1 protein-coding gene is annotated in these 234 nt (G+C 67.5%); it reads left to right on the top strand.

Features of this window, described 5'->3' with window-relative positions:
- A partial coding sequence (locus RRF55_RS28015; RefSeq protein ID WP_439419300.1) for a hypothetical protein occupies positions 1–234 on the top strand: 234 nt, incomplete at both ends.

Below are 234 nucleotides of genomic sequence, written 5' to 3'. Positions count from 1 at the left end.
CGGCGGACTGTTCACCAACTTCTGGAAACATGAGCAGCCCTATACGCTGACGCGCAAGTGCGTGGAGATCTACCACTGGCGCCACGGCCTGTACCAGGACGCCCGGGGCGAGGCGCGCATCGACGAAGAGCGCATCCAGCCGCTGATCGCGGCCACGCTGGCCGACCCTGAGGAACAGGCGCGCGTGATGGCGCGCATGACCCGCTGGCGCGAACCGCGCGGCGTCTATACCGA

This window comes from Klebsiella sp. K47 (assembly GCF_051858335.1).
GTDB lineage: Bacteria > Pseudomonadota > Gammaproteobacteria > Enterobacterales > Enterobacteriaceae > Klebsiella > Klebsiella pneumoniae.
This window is presented reverse-complemented; position numbering and strand designations above follow the sequence as displayed.